Source organism: Brevundimonas sp. M20 (assembly GCF_006547065.1).
Classification (GTDB): domain Bacteria; phylum Pseudomonadota; class Alphaproteobacteria; order Caulobacterales; family Caulobacteraceae; genus Brevundimonas.
This window is the reverse complement of sequence record NZ_CP041243.1, coordinates 742,262-766,766: the sequence shown is the minus strand read 5'-3', so window position 1 is coordinate 766,766 and position 24,505 is coordinate 742,262. Positions and strand designations below refer to the sequence as shown.

The window sequence follows — 24,505 nt, the reverse complement described above, 5'->3', positions numbered from 1 at the left end:
GGCGAGATGCAACACCTCGCCTTCGCAAATATCGGAGTGAGGGGCGGACGAAGCCGCTAGATTCCCGCGCCCGGTTCCGGGTCCGCCACGGCGTCGCGGCCCTCTACGATCCGCGCCGCCGCAAGGTCTGCGGTGACGTTGCCGATGGTGCGGAAGATGTCGGGGATGACCTCGACCGCAAGCAGCAGGGGCAGGACCTGCACCGGCACGCCCATGGCCAGACAGATGGGGGCGATGGAGACGAAGAAGCTGACCTGACCCGGCAGGCCCACGGTGCCGACAGAAACCGCGAGCGCCGTCAGGCCGCCGACGATCCACAGCGCCGGCCCCAGATGGATGCCGTGCAGGTGGGCGACGTAGATGACCACGGCCAGGTTGGCGACCGGGCTGGTGATGCGGAACACCGCCACCGCCAGCGGAAGGACCAGACCCGCCGTCGCGGTGGAGACCCCCAGCGCATTGCGCGCCTGCTCGACCATGGCCGGAAGGCTGGCCAGCGACGACTGGGTGGAGAAGGCCACCACCTGCGCCGGGACCACGCCGCGCGCGAACCGGCCCAGACCGATCCGTCCGAACGGCACGACCACGGCGTAGATCAGCAGGATCAGACCCACCTGGGCCAGAACCACCAGCGCCACATAGTGGCCCAGCACGCCCAGCGCCCCGAGGCCGGCGTTCAGCCCCACGCCCATCGAAAGGGCGAAGACGCCGATGGGCGCGGCCAACAGCACCCAGTGGACGATGACGATCATCGTCTCGGACACCGCCTCGAAGAAGGTGACCAGCGGCAGCCTCAGACGGGCCTCCAGCCGGGTGGTGGCGAAGCCAAAGGCGACGGCGAAGACCACGATGCCCAGAATGGCGTCCTCGGCCGCGGCGCGCACGGCGTTGGGCGGGGCGAGGCTGGTCAGGAAGGCCGGCAGGCCGCCGCCGTGGGCGCTGTTGGTCACCGCCGAGGCGTCCGGCGCGCTGGCCAGCAGGATGCGGGCGCCGTCCGGACTGATGGGCCACAGAATGTGCAGCCCCTCGGAGGCCAGGAAGGCGTAGGTCACCGCGCCCAGCAGCAGCAGGCCGAACACCAGCAGCGCCTTCAGCGCCAGCCGCCCGGTCGCCGCCGCATCCGCGATGGAGGCCACGCCCGTGACCAGCAGGCCGAAGACCAGCGGGATGATCGTCATCTTCAGGGCGTTCAGCCACAGGGTGCCGATGGAGCCGATGACCGCCGCCGTCCCCTCGCCGCCCGGCAGGCCCCACGCCTGCGCCGCCGCACCCGCGAACAGGCCCGCCAGCAGGGCGATCATCACCCACAGGCTCAGGGATTTCAGGGCGGAGCGGAGTCGGGAAGCGGCCATCGGACGAAGCTATGCGGGCTTTCCGCCGGACGCCATCGTCTTGTTGAAGGCACCCTCTGGACGGACGCCGGGGAAACCGCCCACAGTCACGCCTGATTGCAGGAGCCCCCCATGATCATCGTCCATCACCTGAACGACTCGCGCTCGCAGCGCGTGCTGTGGCTGCTTGAGGAACTGGGCGTCGAGTATGAGGTCAAACGCTATGAGCGGGACCCGAAGACGCGTCTGGCGCCGGCCGCGCTGAAGGCCATCCATCCGCTGGGCAAGTCGCCCGTGATCCAGCACGGCGATGTCGTGGTGGCCGAGACCGGGGCCATCGTCGAATATCTGCTGGAGACCTTCCCCGACGCCGGACTGAAGCCCGCGCCGGGCACGGCGGAGGCCCGGCGCTACACCTACTGGCTGCACTATGCCGAGGGATCGGCCATGACGCCCCTGTTGCTGAAGCTGATCTTCGGGGTCATCCCCCAGCGCTCGCCCGCCCTGATCCGGCCCATCGCCAAGGGCATTTCGAAGAAGGTCGGCGCCAGCCTGATCGACCCGCAGATCGCCAGCCATCTGGGCTACTGGGAGGCCGAGCTGAACAAGGCCGAGTGGTTCGTCGGCGACCGCTTCACCGCCGCCGACATCATGATGAGCTTCCCGCTGGAAGCCGCCAGTTCGCGCGCGCCTTTCGGCGACCGCATGCCGAAGGCCGCGGCCTTCCTGCAGCGCATCCACGCCCGTCCGGCCTATCAGCGGGCGCTGGAGCGGGGCGGCCCCTACGCCTACGCCTGAGCGGGCGTAACGCCGAAGACACGGTTTCGTCAGGGCGTGAAACCTGTGGAAACCCGGGCGGCGACCAAACGTTAAAGGCCCATGCGCCTGAGAACCATCCAGATCGTCGCCGCCCTGATCGCGGCCATCGCCTTCGTCCTGGCCTTCATCGCCGCCGGCATATTGCTGGTGTCGGGCCTGTTCATGGCCCTTGGGCTGGCGGCGGTGGCCTGGCTGGCGTGGAGCCTGATCCGCCAGATCCCCCGAATTCGGGATCGAAAAACCGCGACACTCACGCGCCCTTGAACCTTTCGCCTTAAGGCCCTACCCTCTTGGGCCGGTCGCGTGCGCCCAGCGACCTCTGTGCCGAGTAGTCTGTCAGTCGGGCGAAGCAAGAAATTCACGACATATGGAAAAAGTGCCGATGACGGCCGAGGGCTACCGTGTCCTCGACGATCAGCTGAAGCAATTGAAGTCGGTCGAACGACCGAACGTGATCGCGGCCATTTCCGAGGCCCGCGAGCACGGCGACCTGTCCGAAAACGCCGAGTATCACGCGGCGAAGGAACGGCAGGGTTGGATCGAGGGCTCGATCGCCGAGATCGAGGACAAGCTGTCGCGCGCCCAGGTGATCGATGTGTCCAAGCTTTCGGGCTCGCAGGTCAAGTTCGGCGCCACGGTCACCGTGGTCGATGAGGATACCGAGGAAGAGGGTCGCTACCAGATCGTCGGCGAGCATGAAGCCGACGTGAAGGCAGGCAAGATCTCCATCGCCTCGCCCATCGCCCGCGCCATGATCTCGAAAGAGGTCGGCGACGTGGTCGAGGTCAACACGCCCGGCGGCGTGAAGGCGTACGAAATCCTCAAGGTCGAGTGGAAGTAGGCTCGCAGCCGAAGCCGCTCACGATCCGCGTCGTCTCGGACGGCCGGATCGGGATGGAAAATCAGGCGCTGGGGTTGGCGGAAGCCCTCCAGCGCCTTTCGTCGTCTGAAATCACGACCGTTCGCGTGAAATGGCGCAAGCTGTTCGACAAGCTGCCTTCGGCGCTGAAAGCGCCGTGGATGCTGGACCCGACGAGCGACGATCCCTTTCCGAAGCCCGGAGAGGCCTGGCCCGACGTATGGATCGCCACGGGCCGGTCCACCCTGCCTCTGTCGCTGATGGTCCGGGCGCGGTCGGGCGGAAAGACCTTCGTCGTCCAGACCCAGGACCCGCGCTGGCGCACCCGCGACTACGATCTGGTGGTCGCTCCGAAGCATGACGGGATCGAGGGGGCGAATGTCCTGTCGATCACCGGATCGCCACACCGGGTTTCAGCCGACCGGCTGGCCGAGGGCGCCAAGGCGTTTGTCGATCGGCTGGAGCCCCTGCCCCGCCCGCGCGTGGCGGTGCTGATCGGCGGCAGGTCGCGGGCGCATGACCTGCCGGAAGCTCACGCCGCTGAACTGGCCGAACGGATCGCGACCGCTGTGACAGAAGCCGGCGGCTCCCTGATGCTGACCTTCTCGCGGCGCACGCCCGAGGCGGCGAAGGCCGCGATGACGGCGCGCCTGTCGCATCTGCCGGGCCTGATCTGGAATGGTGAGGGGCCGAACCCCTATTTCGCCTTCCTGCACGCGGCCGACCACATCCTCGTCACCGAGGACAGCGCCAACATGGCCGCCGAAGCCGCCTCGACCGGCAAGCCGGTGCACGTCCTGCCGATGGTGGCGACCAAGCCCGCCGACAAATTCGCCAGCCTGCACGCCGATTTGCGTGAGCGGGGCGCGGCGCGGCCGTTCGACGGGACGCTGGAGAGCTGGACTTATGCGCCGCTGGTGGAGACCGACCGGGCGGCGCGGGTGATCATGGAAGAGCTGGGGCGTTAGTCCCCGCCGCCACCGCCGCCGCCGTCACCACCGCCGTCGGAGCCGCCGCTGTTTCCATGCACGTCGCTATAGCTCTCGCTGTGCGTCGCCGACCCGCCACCGTCCGAACCATCCTTCTTCGCCTTGGCATGGCTCGCGCCCATCATGGCGACGCCGAAGCCGGAGCCGATGGCGATGCCGATGGGCAGCCACAGGGCGATGTTGTCCGTGGCGACACCCAGAGACGTGCCGATGGCGACGCCCATCCCCATGCCGATCGGCAGGAAGGCCGCGCTGTTGGTCTTCTTCATCCCCGACTCCTTGTCCTGTCCGTCGAACCTAGCATCGCGAAATCCGGAATCAGCCCCTAAATAGTCTCCATGAGCACTCTTCGTACTGTCCGTGTCGCCATCATCGGGTCCGGCCCCGCCGGCTGGACCGCCGCCATCTATGCGGCGCGCGCCCTGTTGAACCCGGTTGTCATCGCGGGGCTTCAGCCCGGCGGTCAGCTGACCATCACCACCGACGTCGAGAACTATCCCGGCTTCGCGGATGTGATTCAGGGCCCGTGGCTGATGGAGCAGATGCAGAAGCAGGCCGAGCACGTCGGGACCGAGGTCATCCACGACATCGTGGTCAAGGCTGACCTGTCGCAGCGTCCGTTCCGCCTGACGCTGGACTCGGGGACGGAAATGCTGGCCGAGACGGTCATCATCTCGACCGGCGCACAGGCCAAGTGGCTGGGTCTGGAGAGCGAGGCCAAATATCAAGGCTTCGGCGTTTCCGCCTGCGCCACCTGCGACGGCTTCTTCTATCGCGACAAGGACGTGATCGTGGTCGGCGGCGGCAACACCGCCGTCGAGGAGGCGCTGTTCCTGACCAACTTCGCCCGCAAGGTCACGGTGGTGCACCGCCGCGACGAGTTCCGGGCCGAGAAAATCCTGCAGGATCGCCTGTTCGCCCACCCGAAGGTCGAGGTTGTGTGGAACAACGCCATCGATGAAATCCTGGGTGAGACCAACAGCTTCGGCGGCGTGAACGTCACCGGCGCGCGCCTGAAGAATGTCGAGACGGGCGAGACCCGCGAGATCACCGCTGACGGCGTATTCATCGCCATCGGCCACGCCCCCTCGTCGGAGCTGTTCGCCGGACAGCTGGAGACGAAGCAGGGCGGCTACCTGGTTGTGAAGCCCGGCACCGCCGCCACCGCCATCGAGGGCGTCTGGGCCGCGGGCGATGTCACCGACGACATCTACCGTCAGGCCGTCACCGCGGCGGGCATGGGTTGTATGGCCGCGCTGGAAGCCGTCCGCTTCCTCGCCGAGGAAGACCACGCCAAGGCCCACCATCCGATCTCGCACAAGGAAGCGGAGAAGATCGGGGTCTGGTGACCGGAGTTTCGCCTCCCAAGCAGGCGAACGTGGAAGAGAAACAGGAAAGGGGAGGCTGTCGTCAGCCTCCCCTTTCCAAATTTCAGTATGTGACCGACGGGCCGTGCTGACGGGCTACCCGAACAGTTGCAGTTCTACAGGCGCTTGGTCGACGGATTCACCCACGCGCCGACGCAGGGCGTAATCGACGGCCTTCTGGACCGCCCGCTCTTCCGCCGGCTTCGACAGAACACCTATGGTCCCGGCAACCCCGTTCCGCACCATGCCGGGGTTGGCGGTCATGAACAGGACCGTAACCCCCATCTCCTGCGCCAGCTCGCGCCCCAGTTCGACGCCGGTGGGACCGTCGGACAGGTGAATATCGACCAGCGCCAGATCGACATCGGTCTCGCGCACCAGATCACGAGCGGATCGGGCATCCGCCGCGGTACCGATCACCTCATGTCCCAGATCTTCCAGCACGAAGCGGAGTTCCATGGCGACGAGGGCTTCGTCTTCGATAATGAGGATACGGGCGGTCATGGGAGGCGGAGCGGGACTTATCAACTTGTTGCGTGCGTGTGCAACGCGATGGGGGAACGCGCAAGACGGCTGCAGGTTTCGGGCCAATGTTGGATATCAGACACCCAGCGCCGCGCGACGGCGGGACAGGGCGGTTGCGGGCAAATCCGCGACCACCCGCAAACCCTCGGGCGCCCAATTCCGTTCCAGACGCCCGCCCAACTGTCCCTCCACGGAAAGGGTGGCCAGCGAGGTGCCGAAGCCTGTCCGTTCCGGGGCGCCGGTCACCCTCGGTCCGCCGAACTCGCTCCATCCCAGAATGAAGCGGTCCCCGTGATTGCGGGTTTCCAGCTCCACATAGCCGCTGTCGGCGGACAAGGCGCCGTACTTGGCGGCATTGGTCGCGAGTTCGTGGAACAGCAGGGCCACCGAGGTCGCGGCCTGATCGTCAAAGGTGGCGTCGTCGCCGGACACCCTCACCCGCGCCCCTCCTTCCGGTCCCGCATAGGCCTTGAACAGGTCGGTCAGGAAGGCGTGCAGGGTCATGGACCCGACCAGAGGACGCGAGTTTTCGGTGTGCGGCCTGACAAATTCGTGGGCGCGCGCCAGGGCGTTGATCCGGGTTCGCACAACGCTCGCGAACGGCTTCGCCTCCGGGAATTTGCGGGCGGACAGGGCGATCAGGGCTGACACCACCGCGAAGATGTTCTTGATCCGGTGGCTCAGTTCCTGGCTCAGCAGCTCCTTGGACTGCTCCATCCGCTTCAGGTCATCAATGTCGGTGCAGGTGCCGAACCAGCGGACAATCTCGCCCGCCTCGTTCCGGATCGGCATGGCCCGGCCCAAGGTCCAGCGATAGACGCCGGAGCGGTGGCGCAGACGGTACTCGATCTCATAGGGCTCGCCGGTCGCCAGCGAGTGTCGCCAGCGATCCCAGGCCCTGGTCTGATCCTCCGGGTGGAACATGTCGCTCCAGCCCTCACCGTCCGTCGATCCGTCCGGCATGCCGGTGAACTCGTACCAACGGGCGTTGTAATAGTCGTGGAAGCCGTCCGGCAGGGTCGACCAGACCATCTGGGGCATCGAGTCGGCGATGGCGCGAAAACGGGCCTCGCTCTCGGCCAACTGGTCCGCGACCTCGATCCGCGCCGAGTGCGTGCGGCGCAGTTCCATCTGGGCCATCACCTGATGCGCCAGCACGGTCAGGGTATAGGCCTGAAGGTCCGTCAGTCCTTCTGGTCTGGGCTTGCTGTCGATCACGCAAAGCGCGCCCAGCGGATGCCCGTCACGTCCGACCAGCGGCGCACCGGCGTAGAAACGGATATTCGGCGCCCCGGTCACCAGAGGGTTGTCTGCGAAGCGGGGGTCCAGCGTGGCGTCCGGCACCACCATCACCTCCGCCCCACGCATGGCGTGCTCGCAGAATGACCAGTCCCGGGGCGTGGAATCGTCATCCAGACCGACCCGCGCCTTGAACCATTGCTCGTCTTCGCCAACCAGGCTGATCAGGGCGATGGGCGTCCCGCAAATCCGCGCGGACAGCGTCACCAGCTCGTCGAAATCCCCCTCGGGCGCCGTCTGCAGAACGCCATACGCCCGGAGGACGGCCAGTCGTTCCCGCTCCGCTGTGGCGCCGGTGGTTTCTGTATTGCTGTCGCGCACGCCGTGGCCTCAAGCGGCGCCGCGCGCCGGTGGTCCGATCTTAATGCGAAGATGGCCGTCGCGTTGCAACTGCGTCAGCGACGATTTCAGGAACCGGGGCGGCCGACTTCCTCGACCGCCATCGGCGTCACACCCGGCGCGACCGGGGCGGGGGCTGCGGCGGCGGGAGCCTCGAAAGCCGCCAGCTTCTGGTTGATCGCGGCGATTTCCGCCGACGAGGCCTGACGGCGTCCGCCCAGCGAGACCACACCCACGACACGGGTCTGGCCGTTGATCTCGACGGTACGGGTCGCATCGCGCCCGTTGGCCGCGGCGAGGGTCAGGGCCGCGTCAGCCTCGGCAGGTGTGACGACGTCCGGGATCTGGATACGGGGGCGTGAGAAGCGGGCCTCGTCAATCAAAGGCTCACGGCCGGAGTAGGCCTGACGGAAGGCGGAGGGTTCGCCGTACACGCCCTTCCAGCGATAGAAGATGTGCGCCCCGATCTGGGTCAGCTTGTTCAACGTCGGCGCCCACCACGGGTGGACGTAGTCGGCGTGATAGTGGGTCGCGGTGCCGACCCGCGCGGAGACGTGACCGGCCAGAGCGCGATCCGCCACCTTGCGCGCCCGTTCCCAGGCCCAGGCGACCGGCGCCTGCGACAGCGCCCCGTCACAGGTGAAGCTGAACTGGCACCCCGTGACCCGCTCGGCGCCCTCGAACACCACGCCACAGACGGTGTTGGCGTAGTTGGGATCGCGCACGCGGTTCAGGATGACCTGCGCCACCGCCTCCTGCCCTTCGGTCGGCTCCAGCGCCGCCTCGTAGTAGATGGCCTGCGTCAGACACCGCTGCGCGCGACGACGATCCTCGGCGGTGGCCGGGCGGAAAACGAATGGGCGGGCGGCGCGCAACTGGCCGGACACGGCAGGCGTGGCCGCGTTCAGGCGCAAGGCGTCCAGTCCGGCTTCGCCGAAATCCAGCGTCGGCTTGCCGGTCAGGGTCAGATTTTCCCAACCGGGTGTCAGGCCATACAGGGCGGCCCGCCGCATGGACGGGTCCATCCGTTCGGCCAGCGCCAATTGCGACGGCGTCATGCGCGCCGCGATGGCGGCCAGCCCCTTGTCGGACAGATCACCGTTGGTCAGTCGCCGCACGGCCTCGATCCGTTGGTCGATCTCGGGCCGGGGCGTTGACGAGGCCGCCATCGCGACACCGATGACCGCCAACGACAAGGGCGCGGCGGCCAGCAGCCGACGCGCTCGTGTCATCATAGCGATCAGGGTCGTTCTGGTCAGCATGCGTCTCCAAGGCGGCCGGTCCGAAAACCGGAGCAATGATCATGCCCGCGAAGAGCGGCGCTTTTCAGACCGAAAAGCGCCGTTTGGTCACGCTTACCGCCCGCCGAGGGTCGAACGCAGCATCCACGCGAACTTCTCGTGCGCCGCCAGACGCTGGGTCAGAAGGTCAGCCGAGGCCTCGTCGCCGGCTTCGTCCGCCACCTCAAACGCCTTGCGGGCGGTGGCGATCAGGGTGTCGTGATCGGCCAGCAGTTCCTTGAGCATCGGGATGGCGTCCTTCTCGGGATCACCGTCCTTGATCGAGGTCAGGTTGCCGAAGCCCGAGAAGCTCTGCGGGGCCAGCACGCCCAGGGCGCGAATGCGTTCCGCGATTTCGTCGAGCGCGGCCCAGATGTCGCGATATTGCTGCTCCAGCAGGTTGTGGAAGCTGAAGAACTCCGGTCCACGCACGTTCCAGTGATAGCCGTGGGTCTTCAGATAGACCGCGAAGCTGTCAGCCAGAACCTTGGTCAGTTCCTCGGCGACGCCATTGCGTTCGGCGGAGCTCAGGCCGGTGTCGATGGTCACGGTCATGGGGAGATGTCCTTCAGAAGAAGCGCTGTTTCAGGCCTGCTAATTAGGCGCCGCGACGCCCCCGGCCAAGCCCGCGCTACGGAAAGCTTGACCATAAAAACGTATATATGCGGCGTTCGGGAACGCGTTTATCGGGATAGCGTTGCAATCAGTCACGCCACCGAGAGCGTGCGCGGGAGGTCGAACAGACTTTGGGGGCGGACAGGTTTTTCAGACAGCTCGCCTTGGCCCAGCCCGGGCGGCCCGGGCAGGCGGTGCTGACGGGCGTCATTTGCGCGGCAGTGGGTCTTGCCCTGCGCCTCGCCCTTCAACCGATCTACGGCAGCGTCACCGGCCTGACGGTCATGCTGCCCGCCGTCCTGATCGCCGCGCTCTGGGCCGGCCAGATCGCCGGCTATACGACCATTGTCCTGGGCATCCTCGGGGCGACCCTGATCAGCCGGCAGTTCGAGGGGCTTCTGGTCGGCACCGCGGAATTGCTGACCGTCACGGTCTGCACCTTCGTCGTGGTCGCGGTGTTCGGAACGGTCCTGGCCGCTTCGCTGCGCACCACCCTGCGGAATCTTGACGACACCGTCCGGCGGCTGAGAGCCTCCGACAACCGCGTCGGCGAGACGACGCAGGAACTGCGCGCCATGGTCGAACAGGCCTCCGCCGGGATCGCCCGCGTCGGTCTGGAAGGCCAGATCATCAGCGCCAACGCCCGATTCGCGGAGATTCTCGGGCTCAAGCCTGAACAGGCCATCGGCATAACCACCCGCGACGTCACCCATCCGGACGATGTCGAAGTGACCCGCCGCGCGCTGGAAGCCGCCCGGCGCGGGAGCGAGGGCCGGATCGAGAAGCGTTACATCCGCCCGGACGGGACCGTGGTCTGGGCCCTGACCAGCTTGCGCGCGCTCACCAACCCCGATGGCGACCTGATCGGCTTCATCGCCGTGGTCGTGGACATCACCGCCGCCAAGGCCGCCGAGGCGGCCCTGCGTGAGAGCGAGAGCCGCTTCCGCCTGATGGCGGACACCGCGCCCTCCCCGGTCTGGATGACCAACGCCGACGCCGAGGTCGAATTCGTCAACACCGCGCTGGTCGATTTCTACGGTCAGCCACACGAAAAGCTGCTGGGGTCCGTCTGGCGCCGGGCCCTGCATCCGGACGATGTGGCCGAGGTCGAGGGGGTCATGGAGGTCGCCCGGCCGGAACACCGCCCCTATGGCTTCGAGGCCCGCTTCAAACGCTTCGACGACAGCTGGCGCTGGATGCGGGTGGCCGTGAATCCCCGTTTCGATGCGGACGGCGCCTTCCTCGGCTACGTCGGCATGTCGTTCGACATCACCGACACCCGCGTGGCCATCGACGCGCTCGAGGCGCAGGAGCGGCGGCAGACCTTCCTGCTGTCCCTCACCGACCGCCTGCGCGACCTGACCTCGCCGGACGATATCATGGTCGAGGTCGAACGCTCCCTCGGCGCCGAACTCGGCGCTGATCGTGTCGGCTACGGCGAGGTCGATCAGGCGCGTGGCCTTGTCTCCATGAGTCGAGACTGGACCGCCGGCGTGGTCAGCGCCCAGGGCCAGTTCCGCCTCGCCGACCTCGGCGCCGACCTGATCCGGGATCTGGCCGAAGGACGTGTGATCCAGATCTCCGACGTGCGCGCCGACAGTCGCACCCGCGATGCGCTGGAGGTCTTTGAACGGCTGGGGACCCGCGCCCTGATGCGCGCGCCCGTCATCCGTGGCGGGCGCCTGCAGGCGTTCCTGTATGTCCACAACGCTGAGGTCAGACACTGGGCCGACGCCGAGATCGACCTGCTGCAGGAAGTCGCCGGCCGCACATGGACCGAGATCGAGCGCGCTCGCGCTGAGGGGGCGGTCCGGGAAAGCGAGGAACGCTTCCGCGCCATCGCCGACACCGCGCCCGTGCTGATCTGGGTCACAGGCCGCGACCGGACCCGCGAGTTCGTCAATCAGGCCTATGTCGCCTACACCGGCGGTTCCTACGAGGATGCCCGCCTCGCCGACTGGCGGGAGGTCATCCACGTGGACGATCACGAGCGGATTCTTCAGGAATCCCTTGCTGGCGAAGCCACCCGCCAGCCGTTTTCCATGGAGGCCCGTTACCTGCGCCACGACGGCGAATATCGCTGGCTCAAATCCTTCTCCCGCCCCCGGCTGGATGCGCATGGCGAAGTCATCGGCTTCGTCGGCGTGGCCTTCGACGTCACCGATATTCGCGAGGCGCAGGCGCGCCTTCAGGAGTCCGAGACCCGCTTCCGCACGGTCGCCGACAGCGCGCCGGCCCAGATGTGGATGACTGACGAGACTGGCGGGGTGGTGTTCGCCAACAAGCGCTACCGCACCTTCTTCGACGTTCAGCGCGACGATGATCTGCAGCAAAACTGGCAGGCCGTCATGACCGCAAATGGACTGGAAGCCTTCCACGCCGACTTCCTTTCGGCGCTGGAACAGCGGGACAGGTTCGAGAGCGTTCTGGAGGTCGAGCATCCGCAGATGGGCCGCCGTTGGCTGCGTTGCGAGGGCATTCCCCGTTTCGACGGCCAAGGCCGCTTCCAGGGCTACGTCGGCGCCACCATCGACGTCACCGAAGCCCGGCGGGCCGAGGATGACCTGAAGCGCATCAACGAACTGCTGGAAGAACGCGTCAGCGAAGCGCTCGCGGAAAAGGCCAAGGCCGAAGCCGACCTGATGCATGCCCAGCGCATGGAGGCGGTGGGACGGCTGACCGGCGGCGTCGCGCACGACTTCAACAATCTGCTGACCGTGGTCATCGGGGCGCTGGACATGATGCTGCGTTCACCGGACGACGCCGCCCGCCAGAAGAAGCTGGGCGAGGCCGCGCTGGCCGCCGCCCGTCGCGGCGAGGGCCTGACGCACCAGCTGCTGGCCTTCTCCCGCCGCCAGGCGCTGCGCCCACAGGCCCTGGATCTGAACGCCCTGATCCGCGAGAGCGACCCCCTGCTGCGCCGCGCGGTCGGCGAAGCGGTGGAGTTCAGGCTGAAACTGCGTCGTGGCGGCGCCCGGGTGAATGTCGATCCGTCCCAGTTCGAGGCGGCCTTGCTGAACCTTGTGGTCAACGCGCGCGACGCCGTGGGCGACAAGGGCCGGATCACCGTCCAGACCCAGATCGTCTCGGTGCACGCCGGCGAAGTGCACGAGCTACCCGCCGGCGACTATGTCTGCGTATCGGTGTCCGACAACGGCGCCGGTATTGACCCGGAGGTGCTCAGCCGGGTCTTCGAGCCCTTCTTCACAACCAAGGCCGTCGGCAAGGGGACCGGTCTGGGCCTCAGCCAGGTCTATGGCTTCGCCCGTCAATCCGGCGGCGGCGTGCGGGTGGCGTCCACGGTCGGACGGGGGACGGAGTTCCGTCTGTATCTTCCACCGCTGGATCGCGCCGAGGGCATCGGTTCCGCGGCCCGTGCGGTCTCGCCCTATCCGCAGGTCGGTGCGCGTCGCATTCTGCTGGTTGAGGATGATCCCGGCGTCGCGGCCATCGCCCTGGACCTGCTCACAGCCATGGGCATGGAAGTTATCGCCGCCGATACGGCGCCGCGGGCCCTGGAAATGTTGAGGGTCGAATCGTTCGACCTGATGCTGAGCGACGTGGTCATGCCCGGCGGCATGACGGGCATCGAGCTGGCGCGCGTCTGCGCCACCGAATGGCCGGACATGCGGATTGTCCTGACCTCCGGCTATGCCGGCGATGATGTCGATGAGGCCTTGTCGAACGCCCCCTGGCCGTTCCTGCGAAAGCCCTACTCAGGCGAACAGCTGGCCGAAATTCTGGGACAGGTTCCCGCCGGAGCGGATTGACGCCCGCGACCGTCCGGGACGGTCGCGGGAGATCGTCAGCAGATCAGCGCTGTCGCGCCTTGCGAGCGGCGTAACGCGCATCGCGCGCCGCCTTCTGCTCTTCCTTGGACAGTTGCTTGCGCTCCTTGCGGGCGGCGCGCTTCTCGGCGTCCACCGCTTCCTGGGCAGCCATCAGTTCGGCTTGGCGAGCAGCTTCCTTCTCAGCCTTTTCCCGGCGCAGTTCGGCCTTGGCCAATTCATGCTGTTGGCGCAGCGCTTCCTTCTCGGCGGCGCGCTTTTCAGCCAGCTTTTCGAACTCGGGGTCGGGAGCCGCCGCCTTCGGCTTGAATTTGGCGAGAAGGGCCGCCTTGGCGTCCTTCTGGGCGGAGAGGCGGTCGTTGAAGCCGGTTTGTTTCAGGTCTCTCATGCGTGGGGTCGTCGTATCCTTGATTGATTTTCAGATGCGCGTTCGCCGGGGCGAGCTTGGCTCAGCCCCGGGCGGGTCCGCTAACCCCATATAGGGTCAAAAAGCAAGGTTAGGAGGGCCAGATGGCTCAAGCCCTTTCCGCAGTGTGTCAGTTCGGGCGCTCAGCCTGACCCACCGCCGCGCCGGCCGCTCCGCCTACTGCCGCGCCCACGGGCCCGCCGACGACGGCTCCCGCTACAGCGCCGGTAGCGGCCTTCTGTTCGATCGTTGTGCCGCAAGCAGCGGCTCCAAGGGCCAGAATGGCCAGTACGGCGACGGTGGAAATGCGGCGCATGTCTCTTCTCCTGTTCACAACACCAAACGTCATCACGTCCGCAGGGGTTCCACCTGCAGCTGGAAGTTACGTTTCAGGAAAAAGCCCGCCCAAAGACTAGATAAAGGCGAGCATGAAGACATCGGAAGATCCTCACGTCGGATTGTGACAAAGACCCTGCGGCATTCGATACAGTAAATCACCAATCGACTGAAGACATCCACTCTCACTCATAGGGACGCCTTCCGCCACATACATAGGCATTAACACCTAATGTTGCGATGCACACGATTCTTGCGAATCAACCACATTGGCGCCACAAATCGCTGGCTTAAGGCGCGTCCTCCGAAGCCCGGCCGTTCGCCGAACATCGGAACTGCAGTCGGATCGCGATCACGGATCGCCCGGCGGCGAGACTACCCGGGGGCGGCACTGCGCCCTGCCGAACAGGACTGAGCCTTTGCCGAATTCCTCGCAGACGCGTGTGAACCCGCCCGTTGATCGTGTGGCCCGTATTCGGCCAGGCACGGCGGCGGCCATGTTCGGCGCTCTGGTGGGACTGGCGGTCGGCGGCGCCTATCTGGGCGGCACGGCGGCCAAGGCATCCGCTGTTCGGGATCAGGCGTCGCGCATCGACGGCGCGACCGCCGCGGGCTTCACCGAGGAAGCTCTGGCCGCCGCGGCAGGCGGCCTCGATGAAAGTGCGCTGACCATCGCGCGCCGTCACGACCCCTATACTGTAGCCGGCCCAAGCCAGCGCGACCGTCAGGCCGAGCTCCTGACCGCGCGCCTTGAGCAACTGCGCGGCCTTAGCCCGCAACGCATCGAGGGCCTGCGTCAGGCGAATCTGTCGGCGCCGGTCGCCGCCCAGCCCTTCCGCCTCGCCGGCGCGCTTGAAGCCTCGCGCGATCTCGATTGCCTGACTCAGGCTGCCTATTACGAAGCCCGTGGCGAAGGCCGTGACGGCATGCGCGCCGTGGCCCAGGTGGTCCTGAACCGCGTTCGCCACCCGGCCTTCCCCAAGACGGTCTGCGGCGTGGTCTTCCAGGGCGCGGGCCGTCGAACGGGGTGTCAGTTCAGCTTTACCTGCAACGGCTCCATGCGCGGGAACGTCAACCGAGCTGCATGGGATCGCGCCCGCGCCGTGGCCTCGGCGGCGCTGTCCGGCTCGGTGTACAGCGGCGTCGGCAACGCCACCCATTTCCACACCACGGGCGTTTCGCCCCAGTGGCGCAACAGCCTGATCCGCGTGACGCAGGTCGGCGATCATCTGTTCTACCGTTTCGGCGGCCGCTCAGGGGCCAGCAGCGCGTTCACCTACGCCGCCCGCCGCTCGACCGAGGCAGACACGCCTCAGATTGTTCAGGCCAGTCTGGATCCCAGCGGTCCGGCGCGCGAAGTCGGTGCGGTCGCCTACAATCTGCTGATCGCACAGGAAGCCCGTCAGGACGCCCGTCCGGTCCAGACCGAAACCCCCGCGCCGCGTCCGGCCGCTCCCGCGATCACGTCCGCGCCGTCGGCCGCCAGCGAAACCACGGCTCCTTCAGCCTGATCAGCGCTGCTGCACCTTCCAGTGCGTCGTCAGGTTCTGGCGAAGATTGCCGAACCGTCCCTGCGTCTCGAGATTGACGTCGGAGTCGCCGGGCTGACCGGACTGCGCGCCCGTCGCAAGATCGCGGCGATCAGCATTCACGGCCTCGTCCATCGAGCGGCCGCCACGATCAGCGAAGCTGCGTTGCTCCTTCGGAATTTTCGGACTGTGAGTCATCGACTGTCTCCTTCGAAAGGCTAACCGTCCCGCGACCGGACCGTTCCGGAACGGCGTTCGGCTCAGATCGCGTCCAGTCCGATATCCAGCGACGCCGCCGAATGGGTCAGGGCGCCGACCGAGATCACGTCCACCCCGGTCTCCGCGATGGCGCGCACGGTATCCAGATTGACCCCGCCCGAGGCTTCCAGGGTCACCAGCCCCGCCACGCGTTTCACCGCCTCGCGCAGGTCTGCGAGAGAGAAGTTGTCCAGCATGATCACGTCGGGCCGCTCACCGAGCGCCTCGTCCAGCTGATCCAGCCCGTCGACCTCGACCTCGACCTTCATCAGGTGCCCGGCGGCGGCCTTCGCCCGTCGCACCGCTTCGCCCACTCCGCCGCAAACGGCGACGTGGTTGTCCTTGATCAGGATGGCGTCATCCAGCCCGAAACGATGATTCAGCCCGCCGCCGCACAGGACGGCGTGCTTCTCGAGCGCCCGCAGGCCCGGCGTGGTCTTGCGGGTGTCGGCGATGCGCGCGCCCGTGCCCGCCACCGCCTCCACATAGGTCCGGGTCAGGGTGGCGATCCCGCACAGCCGCCCCAGCAGGTTCAGGGCTGTCCGCTCGGCGGACAGGAAGGCACGGGCGCCAGCCTCGACTTCGGCCAGCACGGCCCCCGCCTCGAAGCTGTCGCCGTCGCACAGTTTCAGCTTGATCGAGGCTTGCGGGTCCATGGCCAGCACCGCCAGACGGACACAGTCAATGCCGGCCAGCACACCCGGCTTGCGCGCGGCGAAGACCGCCCGCATCCGCGCATCCCCGGGGATGCAGGCTCTCGCCGTCACATCCCCTGCCCGCCCCAGATCCTCGGCCAGCGCCAACCGGACCACCGGCTCGATCAGAACGTCGGGAAGGGTCGGGCTCATTCGGCGGCCATCATGTCAGGGGTCGGCATTTCCGGCTCACGGCGCAGCCGGGTGTGGCGCGGCGCGGCGTCGGTGTTCGGATAGTCAGTGCGATAGTGCCCGCCCCGGCTCTCACGGCGACCCAGAGCCGCACCCGTGATCAACCGCGCCGCCAGCACCGGCAGGGCCCCGCGCGCCTCCTGCTCCAGCCGCTCGATCAGCACCATCGCCCGCGCCAGCCCGTCGGCGTCGCGCACCACCCCGACATTGTCACTCATGCTCACACGCAGGGCTGTCAGCGCCTCGGGCGTCAGTTCTGGCGCGATTGAGGCTTTGCGCGTCTCGCCCTCACCGCCGATCTCCTCCGCCGCCGCGCGCCCGGTGCGCCGCCCGAAGGCCGCGGCTTCCAGCAGGGAGTTGGAGGCCAGCCGGTTGGCGCCGTGCACGCCCGTCGCCGCACATTCCCCGACCGCGAACAGGCCCGGCAGGCTGGTGCGTCCGTTCAGACCGGCGGCGATACCGCCCATATGATAGTGGGCGCCCGGCGCGACCGGGATCGGCGTCTCGCGCGGGTCCAGCCCGGCCCGCATGCAGGCGGCGAAGACCGCCGGGAATTCATGCGGGAACTTGTCGCCCACAGCCGTGCGGGCATCCAGATAGGCGCCTCGTCCCTCGGCGCGGGCGCTGTGCACCGCTCGGGCGACGATGTCGCGCGCCTTCAGGTCTGCATCCGGCGCCTCGCCGAGCAGGAAGCGCCCACCGGCGTCGATCAGGCGCGAGCCTTCGCCGCGCAGGGCCTCGGTCGCCAGCGGCATGGGGTCCAGCCCCACATCGATCGCCGTCGGATGGAATTGCACGAACTCGGGGTCCAGGATTTCCGCGCCCGCCCTGTAGGCCAGCGCCATCCCCTCGCCCAGCAGGGCCGCCGGGGTCGTGGTGCGCGCATAGAGCCCGCCCGCACCGCCGGTCGCCAGCACCACGGCCGTCGCCAGCACCTCGGTCAGCCGACCGTCACGCTCGATCACAGCCCCGCGCACCCGCCCCGTGTCGTCCTGTACAAGGGCGCGCAGTCGGCCGTTCTCCCAGACTTCAACATGGGGCGCGGCGCGCACGGATGCGACCAGAGCAGACAGAATTGCCCGCCCTGCCCCATCGCCGCCGACCCGCGCCACACGCGCGCGGGAGTGGGCGGCTTCAAGACTGACGGCGAAGGCGCCATCGGCGGCACGATCAAACGGCGCGCCCAGCGAGGCCAGCCATTCGACGGTCTGTTTGCCGTCCTCCGTCAGGGCGCGCGCTGCGGACGGGTCCACCAGTCCGGCGCCCGCCGCCGCGGTGTCCGCCGCGTGCAGGGCCGGATCATCCTGAACCGACAGCGCCGCCGCCACGCCGCCCTGCGCCCAGGCGGACGAGCAGGCCTGCAGCAGCGGCGCGGGCGTCACTACCAGCGTCGGACGCGGCCCGGCTTCCAGCGCCGCCGACAGACCGGCGAGGCCGCCGCCGATGATCAACGGGCCGTCGTGGCGGATGCGGTTCACTGACCGAACTCGAACAGGCCGGCCCCGTGCCCGGCGGCCATGGCCAGACTTTCGGCGCCCGGCAGGATGGCGAGCAGGCCGACACCGACGCAGGCGCCCGCCGTCAATATAAACAGCCCCGTCGACTTGACCGCTTCGCCCACGGTCAGACGTCGCCCCTCGGGCCGCCAGTCCCCGCGCTTCAGATAGCTGAACAGGGCCAGGCCGAGGAAGAAGGCGAACAGCCAGCTGCCGTTGGATACGCCCCACAGGACGGCCAGTCCGCCGATCACGATGAGCACGGCCCGCTCGAGCAGCGGATGGATTCTGGCCAGCACCGGACCAATGGCTCGCGAGCCGTCCAGCATGGGCGCGGGCAGCAGGTTGAGCAGATTGATGAAGGCGATGGCCATCACACAGGCCAGCCAGACGCCCTGCCCGGTCCAGCCGTACAGGGCGAAGAAGGGTACCGCGGCCAGCAGGCCGAACGCCGGTCCGGCCAGCGCCACCAGCACGCCGTGCCACTCGCTCGCCGCCGGACGCTGCCCGATGGCCGCGCCACCGAAGAAGGGCACGATGAAGATACGGGCCGGGCCCATGCCCAGCCGGTTCATCGCCAGCATATGGCCGACCTCGTGGACAAGCACGCCGAACAGCACCGCCGCGACGATCTCGAAGCTGCGGGTCCAGTAATAGATCAGCCCGCCGAGCAGCAGCGTCGACAGGATCGCCCAGCCCATGCTCTGCCCCTGCACCGGCGCATGCGCGGAAGTCGAGGCCAGCGGCGCGTTACGAGCCGACGCATGTGTCTCGACCCTGCGCGGCGCGGGGGTCTCTTCCGGCTTGATGTCCCAGGGGCCGGGGCGGCGGGGGGTGTCGGTGTCGCTCATCCCCGCGACGTGGCCTTTTCCGCCTTCAGCCACAAGGCCAGTACGGCGAGAAGCCGCAGGGTCTTACGGTCAACGGTCGCGACGGCGCGGACAGGCGGAACATAGTGCATCGGGGTTCAGTCCAGATTGTGCGCCCGGGCCTCTGCGGGGTTGGCCCGCGTCAGCGCCTCACGCACCAGATTTTTCGGCACGCCCCTGCGTGTCAGGATTTCATAGACCCGGCGCAGATCCTGCACCGGTTTGAAGGCGAACCAGCGCTGTTTGGCGCGCCAGATGATGATCATGTAGCCAAACGGTACGCGCCACACTCGAACCACTTCAGATCAACTCCACATCCACGTGATGCCTGGCCTTGACCAGATCATACCGCGCGGGAATCGGCGGCGGAGGCAGGTCTATCATGCGTTGCACGGCCATCCGCGCCTTCTCGATGATCTCGTCGGGCACGGTGACCTCGAACTTCATGTCACGCAGACAGTCGCGGATGTTCTCCAGCGTGATCCGCTTCATGTGCGGGCACATGTTGCAGGGACCGACGAATTGGACCTCGGGGACATCACCCTTGATGTTGGAGGCCATCGAGCATTCGGTGATCAGCACGACCCGCTTGGGTTTGCGGGCCTCGACGTAGTCAGTCATCGCTGCGGTCGATCCGGCGAAATCGGCGGCCCGAAGGATTTCTTCCGGGCATTCCGGATGCGCCAGCACCTCGGCGTCCGGCCAGGCGTCGCGCATGTCGGCGATGTCCTGCGCGGTGAAGCGCTTGTGGACCTCGCAGTGGCCCTTCCAGGCGACGATCTTGATGTCGGTCTGGGCCGCGACGTTGCGCGCCAGATACTCGTCCGGGATCAGGATGACCTTGTCGACGCCCCACTCCTTCGCCGCCCACTCCACGATCTGAACCGCATTGGCGCTGGTGCAGCAGATATCGGTTTCGGCCTTCACGTCGGCGGTCGTGTTCACATAGGTGACCACCGGCAGACCGGGATAACGTTGCTTGATCAGCCGCACGTCCTCGCCGGTGATCGAGCTGGCGAGGCTGCACCCCGCGCGCAGGTCGGGGATCAGCACCGTCTTTTCGGGGCTGAGGATTTTCGAGGTCTCGGCCATGAAGTGCACGCCCGCCTGGACGATCACCTTGGCCTTCGACTTGGCCGCCTCCTTGGCCAGTCCCAGGCTGTCGCCGACATAGTCGCCGACGCCATGGAAGATTTCCGGCGTCATGTAGTTGTGCGCCAGGATGACCGCGTCGCGCTCTTTCTTCAGCGCGTTGATCTCGCTGATCAGGGCCGCGTAGCGCGGCCACTCCAGCGGGGTCACATGGTCCTTGACCTTGTCCCACACGGGCGCGGTCTCCCGCTCCAGTTCCTCCGACAGCCCGAACGCGCCGTCCGCCATGATCCTGTCCTCAATCGACCCTTATGCTCAAAGTTAGCATAAGCAGGCGCAATGTAGGCCGATCGAGCGGCGGCGCAAGGCGGAAAGTGCTGCAAACCGCTCGCATGTCACTGTCTCCTCGCCTCGCCTGTGCTAGCGTTCTGGCGGGAGGCGAACCGGTCGGACGAGCGGTCGCCGTTGGGGATGAGCACCGAGATGAGTCCGGCTGAGTTGAGCGTGGCCTTCTTCCTTCAGATGGCCGTCGTTATCGCGGTCTGTCGGGCGATGGGCTGGTTGGTGAAGCGACTGTTCAACCAGCCGCAGGTGGTGGGCGAAATCATCGCAGGCGTCCTGCTCGGGCCGTCCCTGCTGGGACTTATCTCACCCGAAGTGAAGGACATGATCTTCCCGCAGGACACGCGCGGCGTCCTGTTTGTCGGCGCTCAGCTGGGCATCGGCCTGTACATGTTCATTGTCGGCCTCGATTTCCGGGGCGACCACTTCAAGGCCAACGCCCGCAGCGCGGCGGCGGTGTCCCTGTCCGGCATGCTGGCCCCCTTCCTCGTCGCCGTGGCCCTGACACCCTGGCTGATGAACATGAAGCTGTTCGGCGAGGGCGTGGATTCCATTCAGTCGCTGCTGTTCCTCGGCGCGGCGATCTCCATCACCGCCTTTCCCGTGCTGGCGCGCATCATTCAGGAGCGGGGTCTGTCCAAGACGCCGCTCGGCACCATGGCCCTGTCGGCCGGCGCCATTGACGACGCCTGCGCCTGGGCCGTTCTGGCGCTGGTCCTGGCCAGCCTGGGAGGCGGCGCTGAAGTCGCCCTCAAGGCCATTGTCGGCGGCGGTGTGTTCGCTGTCTTCATGCTGACCCTCGGTCGCCGCCTGCTGGCGCCGCTGGCCGACAGGGTCGAGCGTGAGGGCCGGCTCACGCCCGCTCTTCTCGGCGTCGTGCTGGTGCTGTTCATGCTCAGCGCCTGGGCCATGGATGCCGCAGGTCTGCATTCCGTCTTCGGCGGCTTCATCCTGGGCGCAGCCATGCCCCGAGGCCTTCTGGCCAGTGAAGTGAAGCGCCAGCTCCAGCCTTTCGCCCTGGTGGTTCTGGTGCCGATGTTCTTCGTCTACTCGGGCCTGAACACCCAGCTGACGATGGTGAACAGCCTGCCCTTGCTGGGCGTCGCGCTGGTCATTCTGGCCGGCAGCATCCTGGCCAAGGCTGGAGCCTGCTGGGCCGCCGCCCGCCTGACCGGTCAGGACAACGCCACCGCATTGGGCATCGGGGCCCTGATGAACGCTCGGGGGATGATGGAGCTGATCATTCTCAATATCGGCCTGCAAAAGGGCATCATCGGCCCGGCCCTGTTCTCGATGATGGTGCTGATGGCCATCGTCACCACCCTGATGGCCTCCCCTTTGTTCGAATGGGTCTATGGCCGCAAGGCGCGCGAGCGGGGCGAACTGGGCAGTCTCGCGGACGATCACGAGGCGTCGGACGCCGCCCCGGTTCAGGCCCGATCCGTAGCGCCCTGACGCCGAATACAAAAATGGCCGGGATGTCGGTCCCGGCCATTCATTTGTCGACGGCTTCAACCCGGCTCAGTCAGCACGACCGATGTAGTCGACCGTCACCACGATCTGCGGCCCATTCAGAAACACCACCTTGCCCTCGTTGGCGGCGGCGTCAGAGCCCTCGGTCGCATAGACCTCGCGGTCCTCATAGAAGCGCAGGGCCCGCACGATATCGGGCCGCGCGGCCGATGCCTGATGTTCGGCCCGACAGTCCTTCAGGTGCATATCGCGCACGACACAGCTGACCAGTTGCTCGGCCGGCGGCGTTACCGGCGCACCGACCGGCGGCTCGACCTCCCGACGCGGCGCGCGTGAAAGTGCGCTTCGCTGCCTGCGAGCCGGTCGACGGGCTTCGGGGTCGGTCAGGCTGACGCCCGGCGCAATCCCCAGGGCGTCCCGGTCGTCCGTCGTGCTCCAGCCGCAGGTCGTCAGCACCCGGTCCAGATTGGCCGACTGGGTCGGCAGATCGAACGCCCCCCGGAACGAAGGCTCTGCCCCGTCCGCAGTTTGCACTGAGTACAGGCCGCCGCCTTTCATGAAGCGGACGTCGCGCCCCGGCGCGTTGCTGCGATAGGCCCCGGCGGCGCCGGCGGCCGTCCAGGTCTGTTGGTCGGAGCGTCCGTCGGCCCGCGCGGCGTTCAGGCGCAGCGGTTCGGCGGAAGCGGGCAGGCCCGTCACCACCGCCGTCAGCTTGCCGTCACGACACTGAACCACGATCATCTGCCCAGCGTCGTAGCGTGCTGCGGCTATGGCGATGTTCTGCGCCGGATCGTGCTGGAACTCCCAGTCATCGTCCTGCGCCGCGGCGGTCGTCGCCAGACCAAGCCCGGCCGTCATGGCCAGGCCCGCAAAAGTAACCGTCTTCATACTCAAAAATCCCTCACAGCCCGCGCGCAGTGACACGCAGACTCGAGGCCCCGTCAAGCAGTCGTCACAACGCCTTCATGCGCCAGCAACCAGCGCTTGCGCTCCAGCCCTCCGGCGTATCCCGTCAAGGTTCCATTGGCGCCGATCACACGGTGACAGGGCACGATCAGGGCCACCGGATTCTGCCCGTTCGCCAGCCCCGCCGCCCGCACGGCCTTGGGCGACCCGATCGCCGCCGCCAACTGGCCGTAGGTGCGCGTCTGCCCCGCCGGAATGGCCCTCAGCGCCGCCCAGACGCTCTTCTGGAAGTCGGTCCCGCCGGTCTTCACCGCCAGCCCGTCGAGCGCGCTCAGGTCTCCGCTAAAATAGGCCAGAACCGCCGTCCGCACGCGCCCCGGCGCACGCCCCTCGACCGGCGCCGCCCCCGGGCTGTGCCGCCCCAGCAGACGATGCATCCGCGCCTCATATCCCGCGAAATCGAGCGCCCGCACCGCCCCCTCGGGGCCGGTGATCAGAAGAACTTCCCCAACAGGCGTCGCCACCCGGTCCAGCGTCAGGGTTTCCATCTCAGGCCGCTTCGGCATCGTCTCGCTCCATCCGCTCGTCGGCGTCCATATCGGCCATGGCCAGATACAGCGCTCCATAGGCCCGCCAAGGACGCCAAGGCTCGGCGCGCGCGGTCAGGCGATCATCCATCAGCCGGTCATTGGGCGGCTCGACGCCCTCATCGATCCAGTCGCCCGGCAGCCTCAGCCCCGGGCGCGCCGCCAGCAGCGGGTTCAGCAGCGGGTCTGACGACAGGTCACGCGCGATGGCGTCCGGGTCCGCTGACAGGTCGAACACCCGCCGCACCCGCGCCAGCACGCCGGGGAGAGCCTTCAGCTCAGCGGTCTCGACGCAGACCGTGACACGCCCATCCTCTCCGGGTTCGACCCACACCGATCCCCCGGCGCCGTCGATCTCGCGGGTCAGCCCCCGCGACCACCGCCGCCCCTCAACCGCGTCGCCACGCGCGGCCAGCGCCGCCAGCATGGCGTCCCAGTCGTAGGGCGGGCGATAGGGCAGGCTCAGCAACACGCCGCCCTCATGCAGCCGCTCACCCCGACGCCGCAGGGCCGAGGGCGGCCGCTCATACAGGGCCTGAAACGTCTCGTTGAACCGCCGCACGCTGCCGAAGCCCGAGGCCAGCGCCACCTGCGCCATCGACAGGTCGGTCTGGTGGATCAGGGCCTTGGCCAGCAGCACCCGCCGGGTCTGGGCCACACTGACCGGGGCCGCGCCCAGATGCTGGTGGAACAGGCGACGCAGGTGCCGCTCGCCCACGCCCAGCCGCCCGGCCAGCGCATCCACATCGCCCTCGTCCAGCGCCCCCGCCTCGATCAGGACCAGCGCCCGGCTGACCGTATTCGACGTCCCGCGCCAGGCGCCCATGTCTGGCGCCGTCTCGGGCCTACAGCGCAAGCAGGCGCGAAACCCAGCCTCCTCGGCCGCCGCCGCCGAGGCGACGAAACGCATGTTCTCCCGCTTCGGCGTCCGCGCCGGACAGACCGGGCGGCAGTAGATGCCCGTGGTCTTCACACAGCCGAAGAACCGCCCGTCAAACCGCGCATCACGCGTCAGCACGGCGCGGTAGCAGGCCTCCTGATCGAGAGCATTGGCGTTTTCCATGGACGGAAGATAGGCCGGAGCGGAGGAGAATGCTCGCGGCTTTCGGACAT

25 protein-coding genes are annotated in these 24,505 nt (G+C 67.5%); 8 read left to right on the top strand and 17 right to left on the bottom strand.

The window, feature by feature from the left end; genetic code table 11:
* Positions 1-56 precede the first annotated feature (56 nt).
* The gene (locus FKQ52_RS03610) at positions 57-1,352 is read right to left on the bottom strand and encodes a dicarboxylate/amino acid:cation symporter (protein ID WP_141625924.1); all 1,296 of its coding nucleotides are present in this window, start codon (positions 1,350-1,352) and stop codon (positions 57-59) included.
* A 111-nt stretch (positions 1,353-1,463) separates the two neighbouring features.
* Between FKQ52_RS03610 and FKQ52_RS03605 the strand changes: the two genes are divergently transcribed.
* From FKQ52_RS03605 to FKQ52_RS03590, 4 genes are all read left to right on the top strand, one after another.
* Complete coding sequence (locus FKQ52_RS03605; protein WP_141625923.1) at positions 1,464-2,129, top strand: glutathione S-transferase; 666 nt, start codon at positions 1,464-1,466, stop codon at positions 2,127-2,129.
* A gap of 81 nt (positions 2,130-2,210) precedes the next feature.
* Complete coding sequence (locus FKQ52_RS03600; protein ID WP_141625922.1) at positions 2,211-2,414, top strand: hypothetical protein; 204 nt, start codon at positions 2,211-2,213, stop codon at positions 2,412-2,414.
* Positions 2,415-2,517: 103 nt separating this feature from the next.
* Positions 2,518-2,991: a transcription elongation factor GreA gene (greA, locus tag FKQ52_RS03595; RefSeq protein ID WP_141625921.1), complete on the top strand. Its 474-nt coding sequence runs from the start codon at positions 2,518-2,520 to the stop codon at positions 2,989-2,991.
* Positions 2,982-3,977 carry a mitochondrial fission ELM1 family protein gene (locus FKQ52_RS03590; RefSeq protein ID WP_240811730.1) on the top strand — a complete coding sequence of 332 codons (996 nt, stop codon included), beginning with the start codon at positions 2,982-2,984 and terminating at the stop codon, positions 3,975-3,977. Before greA ends, FKQ52_RS03590 begins: the two co-directional genes overlap by 10 nt.
* Here the strand turns inward: FKQ52_RS03590 and FKQ52_RS03585 are convergent.
* On the bottom strand, positions 3,974-4,267 hold the full coding sequence (locus FKQ52_RS03585) for a hypothetical protein (RefSeq protein WP_141625920.1): 294 nt from the start codon (positions 4,265-4,267) through the stop codon (positions 3,974-3,976). The genes FKQ52_RS03590 and FKQ52_RS03585 overlap by 4 nt on opposite strands.
* Positions 4,268-4,336: 69 nt before the next feature.
* On the opposite strand from FKQ52_RS03585, the gene trxB reads away from it, so the two are divergent.
* The gene (gene trxB / locus FKQ52_RS03580) at positions 4,337-5,347 is read left to right on the top strand and encodes a thioredoxin-disulfide reductase (RefSeq protein WP_141625919.1); all 1,011 of its coding nucleotides are present in this window, start codon (positions 4,337-4,339) and stop codon (positions 5,345-5,347) included.
* 114 nt (positions 5,348-5,461) lie between these two features.
* Here trxB and FKQ52_RS03575 read toward each other — a convergent pair whose 3' ends face one another.
* The 4 genes from FKQ52_RS03575 to FKQ52_RS03560 form a co-directional block, all read right to left on the bottom strand.
* Complete coding sequence (locus tag FKQ52_RS03575; protein WP_141625918.1) at positions 5,462-5,869, bottom strand: response regulator; 408 nt, start codon at positions 5,867-5,869, stop codon at positions 5,462-5,464.
* 96 nt (positions 5,870-5,965) lie between these two features.
* Positions 5,966-7,510 (bottom strand): sensor histidine kinase, encoded by a 1,545-nt coding sequence (locus tag FKQ52_RS16585; RefSeq protein ID WP_141625917.1) that lies wholly within the window; start codon positions 7,508-7,510, stop codon positions 5,966-5,968.
* A gap of 86 nt (positions 7,511-7,596) precedes the next feature.
* Entirely contained in the window at positions 7,597-8,790 is a 1,194-nt protein-coding gene (locus tag FKQ52_RS03565; protein WP_141625916.1) for a cell wall hydrolase, read from the bottom strand.
* Between the two features lie 93 nt (positions 8,791-8,883).
* Positions 8,884-9,363 (bottom strand): Dps family protein, encoded by a 480-nt coding sequence (locus FKQ52_RS03560; protein WP_141625915.1) that lies wholly within the window; start codon positions 9,361-9,363, stop codon positions 8,884-8,886.
* Positions 9,364-9,587: 224 nt separating this feature from the next.
* Here FKQ52_RS03560 and FKQ52_RS03555 point away from each other — a divergent pair, with 224 nt between their 5' ends.
* A complete protein-coding gene (locus FKQ52_RS03555) occupies positions 9,588-13,193 on the top strand; it encodes a PAS domain S-box protein (protein WP_141625914.1) in 3,606 nt (1,201 codons plus the stop codon).
* Positions 13,194-13,236: 43 nt separating this feature from the next.
* Here the strand turns inward: FKQ52_RS03555 and FKQ52_RS03550 are convergent, their stop codons facing one another.
* The gene (locus tag FKQ52_RS03550) at positions 13,237-13,599 is read right to left on the bottom strand and encodes a DUF6481 family protein (protein ID WP_141625913.1); all 363 of its coding nucleotides are present in this window, start codon (positions 13,597-13,599) and stop codon (positions 13,237-13,239) included.
* Positions 13,600-13,747: 148 nt separating this feature from the next.
* Entirely contained in the window at positions 13,748-13,933 is a 186-nt protein-coding gene (locus tag FKQ52_RS03545) for a hypothetical protein (RefSeq protein WP_141625912.1), read from the bottom strand.
* Between the two features lie 517 nt (positions 13,934-14,450).
* On the opposite strand from FKQ52_RS03545, the gene FKQ52_RS03540 reads away from it, so the two are divergent.
* Positions 14,451-15,464, top strand: a complete 1,014-nt coding sequence (locus FKQ52_RS03540; RefSeq protein ID WP_141625911.1) for a cell wall hydrolase — start codon at positions 14,451-14,453, stop codon at positions 15,462-15,464.
* On the opposite strand, the gene FKQ52_RS03535 is transcribed toward FKQ52_RS03540, so the two are convergent.
* From FKQ52_RS03535 to nadA, 6 genes are all read right to left on the bottom strand, one after another.
* A complete protein-coding gene (locus FKQ52_RS03535) occupies positions 15,465-15,680 on the bottom strand; it encodes a hypothetical protein (RefSeq protein WP_141625910.1) in 216 nt (71 codons plus the stop codon). It abuts the gene before it with no gap.
* 62 nt (positions 15,681-15,742) lie between these two features.
* The gene (nadC, locus tag FKQ52_RS03530) at positions 15,743-16,588 is read right to left on the bottom strand and encodes a carboxylating nicotinate-nucleotide diphosphorylase (protein ID WP_141625909.1); all 846 of its coding nucleotides are present in this window, start codon (positions 16,586-16,588) and stop codon (positions 15,743-15,745) included.
* Entirely contained in the window at positions 16,585-18,105 is a 1,521-nt protein-coding gene (locus tag FKQ52_RS03525; protein WP_141625908.1) for an L-aspartate oxidase, read from the bottom strand. The genes nadC and FKQ52_RS03525 overlap by 4 nt, the downstream gene beginning before the upstream one ends.
* Positions 18,102-18,974, bottom strand: a complete 873-nt coding sequence (locus FKQ52_RS03520; RefSeq protein ID WP_141625907.1) for a metalloprotease — start codon at positions 18,972-18,974, stop codon at positions 18,102-18,104. The genes FKQ52_RS03525 and FKQ52_RS03520 overlap by 4 nt, the downstream gene beginning before the upstream one ends.
* Before the next feature lie 116 nt (positions 18,975-19,090).
* Entirely contained in the window at positions 19,091-19,258 is a 168-nt protein-coding gene (locus tag FKQ52_RS16360; protein WP_168196784.1) for a hypothetical protein, read from the bottom strand.
* Between the two features lie 34 nt (positions 19,259-19,292).
* Positions 19,293-20,372 carry a quinolinate synthase NadA gene (gene nadA, locus FKQ52_RS03515; protein WP_141625906.1) on the bottom strand — a complete coding sequence of 360 codons (1,080 nt, stop codon included), beginning with the start codon at positions 20,370-20,372 and terminating at the stop codon, positions 19,293-19,295.
* Positions 20,373-20,555: 183 nt separating this feature from the next.
* On the opposite strand from nadA, the gene FKQ52_RS03510 reads away from it, so the two are divergent.
* A complete protein-coding gene (locus FKQ52_RS03510) occupies positions 20,556-21,881 on the top strand; it encodes a cation:proton antiporter (RefSeq protein WP_240811729.1) in 1,326 nt (441 codons plus the stop codon).
* 66 nt (positions 21,882-21,947) lie between these two features.
* Here FKQ52_RS03510 and FKQ52_RS03505 read toward each other — a convergent pair whose 3' ends face one another.
* From FKQ52_RS03505 to FKQ52_RS03495, 3 genes are read right to left on the bottom strand one after another with little or no spacing between them, the layout of a single operon-like run.
* Positions 21,948-22,787, bottom strand: a complete 840-nt coding sequence (locus FKQ52_RS03505) for a hypothetical protein (RefSeq protein WP_141625905.1) — start codon at positions 22,785-22,787, stop codon at positions 21,948-21,950.
* Positions 22,788-22,840: 53 nt separating this feature from the next.
* Positions 22,841-23,371, bottom strand: a complete 531-nt coding sequence (locus tag FKQ52_RS03500) for a methylated-DNA--[protein]-cysteine S-methyltransferase (protein WP_141625904.1) — start codon at positions 23,369-23,371, stop codon at positions 22,841-22,843.
* Positions 23,355-24,455 carry a bifunctional transcriptional activator/DNA repair enzyme AdaA gene (locus FKQ52_RS03495; protein WP_141625903.1) on the bottom strand — a complete coding sequence of 367 codons (1,101 nt, stop codon included), beginning with the start codon at positions 24,453-24,455 and terminating at the stop codon, positions 23,355-23,357. Before FKQ52_RS03495 ends, FKQ52_RS03500 begins: the two co-directional genes overlap by 17 nt.
* Between the last annotated feature and the right edge of the window lie 50 nt (positions 24,456-24,505).